Annotated in this window: 6 protein-coding genes (2 of these 6 running past the window's edge); 3 read left to right on the top strand and 3 right to left on the bottom strand. The window is 38.7% G+C overall.

What is annotated here, in order from left to right:
• On the bottom strand, positions 1-1,311 hold the 5' portion of the coding sequence (gene pabB, locus LEP1GSC062_RS00180) for an aminodeoxychorismate synthase component I (RefSeq protein WP_039940689.1). It extends 465 nt beyond the left edge of the window; only the first 1,311 of its 1,776 coding nucleotides appear in the window; its start codon is at positions 1,309-1,311; the stop codon falls past the left edge of the window.
• 31 nt (positions 1,312-1,342) lie between these two features.
• On the opposite strand from pabB, the gene LEP1GSC062_RS00175 reads away from it, so the two are divergent.
• Positions 1,343-3,517 (top strand): MASE1 domain-containing protein, encoded by a 2,175-nt coding sequence (locus LEP1GSC062_RS00175; protein WP_020982998.1) that lies wholly within the window; start codon positions 1,343-1,345, stop codon positions 3,515-3,517.
• A 372-nt stretch (positions 3,518-3,889) separates the two neighbouring features.
• Here the strand turns inward: LEP1GSC062_RS00175 and LEP1GSC062_RS00170 are convergent, their stop codons facing one another.
• Both LEP1GSC062_RS00170 and prfA read right to left on the bottom strand, forming a co-directional pair.
• Positions 3,890-5,383, bottom strand: coding sequence for an aminotransferase class I/II-fold pyridoxal phosphate-dependent enzyme (locus tag LEP1GSC062_RS00170; protein ID WP_020983072.1), 1,494 nt, complete (start codon positions 5,381-5,383; stop codon positions 3,890-3,892).
• A gap of 64 nt (positions 5,384-5,447) precedes the next feature.
• Positions 5,448-6,512 carry a peptide chain release factor 1 gene (prfA, locus tag LEP1GSC062_RS00165; protein ID WP_010577349.1) on the bottom strand — a complete coding sequence of 355 codons (1,065 nt, stop codon included), beginning with the start codon at positions 6,510-6,512 and terminating at the stop codon, positions 5,448-5,450.
• A 40-nt stretch (positions 6,513-6,552) separates the two neighbouring features.
• Between prfA and LEP1GSC062_RS00160 the strand changes: the two genes are divergently transcribed.
• Together LEP1GSC062_RS00160 and LEP1GSC062_RS00155 are read left to right on the top strand one after the other, a co-directional pair.
• The gene (locus LEP1GSC062_RS00160; RefSeq protein WP_010577348.1) at positions 6,553-7,158 is read left to right on the top strand and encodes a hypothetical protein; all 606 of its coding nucleotides are present in this window, start codon (positions 6,553-6,555) and stop codon (positions 7,156-7,158) included.
• Between the two features lie 101 nt (positions 7,159-7,259).
• Positions 7,260-7,500, top strand: the start of a protein-coding gene (locus LEP1GSC062_RS00155; RefSeq protein WP_020983080.1) for a hypothetical protein. 917 nt of this gene lie beyond the right edge of the window; the window shows 241 of its 1,158 coding nt (coding positions 1-241); it begins with the start codon at positions 7,260-7,262; its stop codon lies off the right edge, out of view.

Raw genomic sequence — 7,500 nt, 5'->3', positions numbered from 1 at the left:
TGAGTTCGGACCGGGAGAGATTGAGGCGATTTGTTTCAAAGAAGTGTCCCATTCGTTTTTTGAGAAGGGGAATTGAAAAATCTTAGCGGATTTTTTAATTCTTTCCAGATGTTCTTTTAGAAAGTAAAATATTCCGTTTTTGTAAAGTATGGTTTCGAAAAGGGAAAATCCTTGCGGTGCTTCTGTGAAAAACTTTGCCTTTTCTAGAATTTCAAGCCATTCTTTTTCGGGATCGGAATCCCACGTGATTCCAGAACCGATTCCGATATTTCCTTTTCCTTTTTTTAATTCCAAGGTTCGGATCCCGATCGAAAAAACCGCGTCTTGATCGGGTCGAATGACTCCGATCGCGCCTGTATAAATTCCCCTTGATTTTTCCAATTGTTGGATCAATTGCATCGCTCTAAATTTCGGAGCACCGGTAATGGATCCACCCGGAAAAAGCTCTCTGAAAATATCTTTCCATTCGACCCAGTCTGAAAGTTCGGATCGAACCGTACTCGTCATTTGAAAAATCGTTTTGTACTTTTCTACAGAAAACAAGGCTGGAACTTGAACGCTTCCTTTTTTACTGATCTTTCCAAGATCGTTTCGCATCAGATCCGTAATCATCAGATTTTCCGCTTTCTCCTTTTCGGAATTCAGAAGAATTCGGACGTTTTTTTCATCTTCTTTTTCGGATTTACCTCTTCGGTACGTTCCTTTCATCGGTTTGGTAACGAGCGTTGTCCCTTTTTTCTCAAAGAAAAGCTCCGGCGAGAAGGAAAGTATATCTATATCGCGGAATCGAATCCAAGAACCGTAAGCAACTGGTTGTCTTTGGGATAGTATTTTATAAAATGATAACATATCCCCTTCGAAATCGAAAGAAATTTTGTCCGTATAGTTGATCTGATAAATTTCTCCTTGATAAAGTTTAGTTCGGATGGTGTCCAAACTTTGAACATAATTTTCATGATTCGGCATCGAAGAAATGTAAAAGCCGTAATTTTGTGAAAGTCCTGTTTGAATTTCCGGAAGCTTTTCAGGGTTTTGGAAAACCGCAAAATATAAAATCGGTAAACCCGTTTCGGTTTTCTTCCAATTCATATTGAAAAAAAAATAGCCTACTTCATAAGAAATAAAACCCGCTACATAATACCCTTGTTTTAAATAATCGTTTATTTCGTTCAAAGAGGTTGACAATGTATCGAAACAATATGCCTCGATTGTTTTAATGGGATTGCGGAAGATAATTTTTCCGAAAGGGTGGAATCCTTCGTCGAAAATCATAAAGGGCTGGTCAGAGAATATGAGTTCTTCGATTATCATTTTAAAACAAATTTAATTTGGATTAATCATTTTGTCTCTTCGTTTCAAAGAAATAATAAGGATCTTGGGAATCATTTTCGTTTCCGGGTCCATCTATTACTTTTTCGCACAAATCGGAAGAGACGACTCGATTTACCCGGGCTATACTTCTCCGATTTGGCTTGCTTCGGGAGTTGCACTTGGTCTTACTTTGCTTTTGGGAAATTGCGCGATCTTCGGGATTTTTTTAGCTTCTTTCCTTTCCAGTTCAGGAATGGATTTATTATCCGGAGTATGGATCGACATTGGAAAAAACTTATATCTTAGTTTTTTGATCGGTCTTTTTTCTGCGCTTCAAAGTTATATAGGAAAGGTCGTTCTTTCCAGTAGAATTCCCAAATACAGAATTTCAGATCGTACTCAGTTCGTATTTCTTTTTATTTTTCTCGAAGCGATTGTATGTATGATCAGTTCAATGGGTTCTGTGGTTTCTATGTATTTTTTAGGAGAGATCGAATTTTCCTCAATTCGTCAAAGCTGGTTGACTTGGTGGATTAGAGACGCGCTCGGAGTTTATGTCGGAACTCCGTTTATTCTTTTCTGGTTTCAAGGTTATTATAAAATACCTCAATGGAAAGAATTTTTAGAATCCACGGTGTTATTTCTTTTGGTCGTATTCTTTTCTCTTGCCTCTTTTGGTTTTATTACGCCGATTTCTTCCTTCGGTTATCCGTTAGGTTATGTTTTAGTTCCATTGATTCTGTGGTCCGCATTTCGATTAGGAGAAAGGGCCAGTAGCCTGGCTGTCGTTCTTTCTTCCGTCATTGCTATTTTGGGAATAGTTTTGGAATCTCCACAGTTTTACGGAGAATCCATGAATGCGTCTAATATTCTCCTTCAATTCTTTGTTGCAGTATTGTCGATCACAAGTTTGCTCATTGCGAGTATGGTGAACGAAAGAAAGGAAGCGGAGAACCAGCTTAGAATTTCGCATCAAAGTTTGGAAGAAAAGGTTGAAAAAAGAACTCACGAGCTTCTTCGTTCCAACGAAATTCTTCGAGAAGAAATTCAAGAGAAAAATGAAGCAAGAGCGGCTCTTGAAAAAAGTCAGATTCGATACATGGGATTGTTCGAACACCTTCCCGTTGCAATAATCGAAGCGGATTATTCCAAACTCAAACAAATTTTAGATAGTCTTCCTTTCGATATTCAAGGAGACGCTTTTTCGGATTACGCAGAAACTCATCCTGATTTTGTTCGTCTTTGTTTTGACTCTATTCAAGTGGTTGGTGTCAATCAAGAAACAGTAAATTTATTAAGGGTCGAATCCGCGGATGCGGTTTATAAAAATTGGAAACTTTTTTTCAGTCAGGATAACTTCAAGGTTTTCAGGAGAGTTTTAAGGAAGATTCGTGAAAAATCTTATTTTTACGAGGTCGAAGTCGATTTTAGGGTTTATGACAATACGAGGCTGAATATCAAAATTCGTTGGTCCGTTCCGCCTGGATTTGAATCTTCTCTTTCGAGCGTGATCGTAACTCTTCTTGATTTTACAGAGATCAAGTCCACGGAAAGGAAATTGCAGCTTTCTCTGGATGAGAAGGAGGTTATGTTAAAAGAAATTCATCACAGAGTAAAAAATAATCTTCAAGTAATTTCCTCATTATTATCCATGCAATCTGATTACGTTCAGGATAAACAAAGCCTTTCCGTTTTTATAGAAAGCCAAAATCGACTCAGAACAATGTCTATGATTCACGAGGAGCTCTATCAATCGGAGAATTTGGGGAAAATTCAATATTCCGTTTATATCGAAAAACTTTTAAATCAACTTTTCCAAGTTTATGGAAAATCCGATTCGGTTGCATTGGTAACCGTATTGGAATCTTTGGATATCACTGTCAATCGTGCGATTCCGATTGGATTGATTATCAATGAATTAGTTTCAAATTCTCTAAAATATGCTTTTCCGGAAGGAGGATCGATTGCAAGAAAACCAGAGTTGATGATTTCACTTTCCAAATTGGATGAAAATTTGGAAATGCGGATTGAGGATAACGGAATCGGTATGCCTTTCGGTTTCGATTTGGAAGACTCCAACTCTCTCGGACTAAAACTTGTGAATATACTCGTAAGACAACTGGGCGGTAAAATCGATTTTTCATCCGATTCTAAAAGGGGAACACAGTTTAAAATTCACATTCCTCTTTCGGTCAATTTAATTTGAAAAATTTTCCGGTTTGCAAAATGGAACTTTTGTTTATGGAACTTGTCCTAAAACTTTAGGATGTGGAAACTCTCACAGGAATTGTAATAACGAAAAAGACTGTTTGAAAAGCACATCATAAACTACCTAAGAGGATGTAATCTGTGAGAACTCCCCACACTTTTATTACGAATTACTGAATGATTATTGACCGGTTGCTTTTAAGGTTTTGAAACAGAATTCTTAATCCAAAAATAACCATCGGATTATGTAATACTTCAACTTAAATGATTCGATAGAATGAGTATTCTTAAATTTATAACTCATTTTATAAGTTTCGTATGTTGTCTTTTAGCGCTGGTGCGAAGTTCGAAATTTGCTCCGAGCAGAAACTTAAGTTTCGAGGGCTTTTTTGTATTCTTGAATGAGAAGATCCGGGCTTTCGATACCAACAGAGATTCGGATCAAGTTTGGATCCAGTCCGTTTTCTTTTAGAAATTTTCTTCCTTCTTCCTGAGTTACTAATTCGTAATGAGCCAGATAAACATATAACATATTGAGAGTGAACTCGGTTCCGAAACTTGGCCCTTTCAATAGAGCGAGTCGATCATAAAACTTTTCTAATGGAATCGAAAGTTCAATCGATAGAACTCCTGCCTGTATGCCCGGAAGCCTCGTGATCTTTTCGAAGTTTTTGGAAGATCCCGTCCAGAATACGTTTCTAATACCCTGTTGTTGTGAAAAATATTCCGCGAGCCTTTTAACGTTTGCACTGATCTTGAGAACCCTTTCTTCGTATCCTTGGATTTCGTAAGCGAGCCTTTCGCAATCTCTGAGATACGGTGCTTCGATTAATTCTTTACATATAGGGAAAATTTCGGAAAACCAATGCGAGCTTTTGTTTAAAATGACGGATCCCATCATGAGATCTCCGTTTCCACAGGCGAACTTGGTTAAACTTTCCACAACAACGTCCACGTAAGGAAGAACGTTGATCACCGCCGAACCTGCGACGGAAATATCCGCAATCAATGGAATCTGATATTGATCCACGATGGATTTTAGTTTTTCATAGTCGGGGACTAAAAGGAGAGGATTTGTGGGACATTCGGTGATGATTCCCGCGACCTGTTTCGAGTTTTGTTTTAGGAATTGTTCTAGATTTTCCAGATCCGTCGCGTTATGGATCACGTAAGAGTCTTTCGTATATTTTTCTAAAATTCTAATATTATCTACATAAAGCCAACCCAATCTGATCCAGATCGTTTTTCCTTTGTTTCTTTGAATACGATCTAAGGATTCGAAAGCGGTATAAACTCCGTTCATACCCGAAACGGAAAGAAGAATTTCAGGATCTAGATCTCCGTAGAAAGAAGATAGCGTGGATAGAATTTTCTGAACCGGGTTTTCTTTCTCGACTTTCTCTCTGAAAATTTCCTGTAGGATTCCTTTCTTTAAAAGGAAATCCTCCGCCATTCTGGAAGATGCAAGACATCCGGTGTGTTGAATAAAAGAAAGAATTTCTTTTTCTAAATTTTTCAAGTTCGGAATAACTAAGGTTACGATTCCCTCATCTTCGATAATTTCGTGTTTTTGAATGGAAAATTTTTGTACGATTGTGTTTGCCGCTTTTCGGGAAGATACGATGAACTGAGGAGTATCGATTTTTCTCGTTTCTCGATTGTAATCTAAAATTCTCGCGATATAGGAATGTGCCACAAATCTGGGATAACCCGATTTCAATCTAGAAAGAGTTTCCGTTCTTTTTTCTTCATAACCGATCACATCCGACAATTGGGGAAGGCTTACGGAAACTGCGTGAATGTTCTCAAAGGGAATTCTTTCCCCGCAAAGTGTTCGGTGAGGTTCGTTGATTTCTTGTAACATCTCTATTGATTCTACTCCGAGATCGATCGTCAATTTTTCAACCCGTAAATTCGACCGAAAACCCTCAGTGGGCTTGCGTTTCTGAAATTTTCCGAGCTCTATCTTCTTCGGTTAAAGCTCCTATCAGTTCTTCCAGATCCCCTTCCATGATCGCGGAAAGGTTATGACTTGTGAATCCGATTCTATGATCGGTGCATCTTCCTTGAGGAAAGTTGTAGGTTCTTACTCGTTCGGAACGATCTCCGCTTCCTACCATTTGTTTCTTAATTGCGTCCGAAGCCTGTTTTTTATCTTCGGCTTGTTTCTCAAGAATTCTCGCACTTAAAATCCTCAGAGCCTTGGCTTTGTTTTTATGCTGGGATTTTTCATCCTGACAAGCAACCACAACTCCGGTCGGAATGTGAGTGATTCGAACCGCAGAGTCGGTTGTATTTACGTGTTGGCCACCTGCTCCGGAGGAACGATATACATCAATCCGAAGATCGTTTTCATTGATTTCGATTTCTTCTTCATCCGCTTCGGGGAGGACCGCGACGGTCACCGCGCTCGTATGGATTCTTCCTCCGGACTCGGTGCTTGGAATTCTTTGAACCCGATGTGTCCCGCCTTCGAATTTGAAAAGATCATAAGCTCGTTCGTCCTCCAATGCGAAAATAATTTCTTTCAACCCACCGATTCCGGTGGGGGCAGAATCGATGATTTCACTTTTGATTTTTTGTTTATCCGCGAATTTAGAATACATTCTAAAAAGATCTGCCACAAATAAACCGGCCTCTTCTCCGCCGGTTCCAGCCCTGATTTCCACAAGGATATTTTTTCCCGAATTCGGATCGGGAGGTAAAAGTAGAATTTCGAGTTCTTTTTCCAATTCCTCCAATTTCTCGCTCGCTTGGCGAATTTCTTCTTTGAGCATGGAATGCATTTCTTCGTCCTTTTCGGATGAAATCAATTCTTCCGCATCTTTTTTATCTTTGTGGATTTTGAGATATTCCTCCACTTTGAGATAAAGAGGGGTTAGTCTGGATCTTTCCTTGTAAAGGTTCTTAAGTGAAGAAGGATCTTTAGCCAAATTTAACTCTTCGCTGATTCGAAGGTATTTTTCTTGTATTTTTTCAAGTCTGCCTATCATTGAATGAACTCGACCTTTCCTTTGTAAATCAACGCACTCTATGGAAAACCATATTTCCGTCGCAGAAGTTTTTTCTGAACGATTCCTATCCTTACTGACAGATCTCCGGAGTTATCGGAGTCCGTTCGGTAAAACAGTGGGCGATCCGTCCGATTTGATTCAAGAATGTATTCAAAAGGCTTCGATCCGAATCGGAGCGATCAGCTTTGGGCTTTCGATTCCAAAGAGAAGTTTCGGATATCTTACCCTATTACCCGAAATGATTCTATTCTATAGAATCCAAGGTCATCTCGTCAAAGATATAGCCGCGCTCTACGGGAAGGAATCTCTTGTCTCTTCCGAAATCATGAGCTATTGCATTTTTCCCGATAAAAATCACGCTTTGATTCGATCCATCGTAAGAGACGTCGGCAGTAGGGTGCTTGTTAGACCGGCTTCGTTGGAAATCTTTCGTTCTATTGGATTTCATCTCGGATGGAGATTATTTCGTAAGAACGGAAATTCCTATTCGAAATATGCTTGGCTTCCTTATATCGGTGCGATTCTGAACGGAGGAATTTCGTTTTTGGATACAAAAACCATCGGAAGAAAGGCTTCCGAGCTTTTTCAAAAGGAATTGGAATTTACGGATCGATTTAAAGAATAGGCCTGAAAGAAGTTTTTTAAAATCTACTCAAAATACTTACATAATGCCGTTTAACGTATTCGGCGCAAGTAAAGAACTTTTGGATGAGCTATAGTTATATTATGAAATTTGAATTTATTTTAAAAAGTAAAATCACGTTAGATTTTTTTTCTAAAAAAAATGCGATCTTAATTTTGTTTGTGATCTCTTTTTTCAATTTCTGCAAAAGCAGTCATGAAACTTTTGTCGAAGAGATCCAGGAGCTCGTCGAACAGGAAAAGTATGAAAAAGCTTCCGAAAAGCTCAAGGAAAAGCTTCAATCTCCGAAAGAAAGGGACGAATTTCTTTCAAGGGAAATTCCAG

This window comes from Leptospira alexanderi serovar Manhao 3 str. L 60 (genome assembly GCF_000243815.2).
In the GTDB taxonomy this organism is placed as follows: domain Bacteria; phylum Spirochaetota; class Leptospiria; order Leptospirales; family Leptospiraceae; genus Leptospira; species Leptospira alexanderi.
This window is presented reverse-complemented; position numbering and strand designations above follow the sequence as displayed.

Excerpts from the sequence above, each read along its gene's own strand:
- LEP1GSC062_RS00170 (WP_020983072.1), bottom strand. The coding sequence starts at position 5,383 with ATGTTACAAGAAATCAACGAACCTCACCGAACACTTTGCGGGGAAAGA.
- prfA (WP_010577349.1), bottom strand. The coding sequence starts at position 6,512 with ATGATAGGCAGACTTGAAAAAATACAAGAAAAATACCTTCGAATCAGC.
- LEP1GSC062_RS00160 (WP_010577348.1), top strand. The coding sequence starts at position 6,553 with ATGGAAAACCATATTTCCGTCGCAGAAGTTTTTTCTGAACGATTCCTA.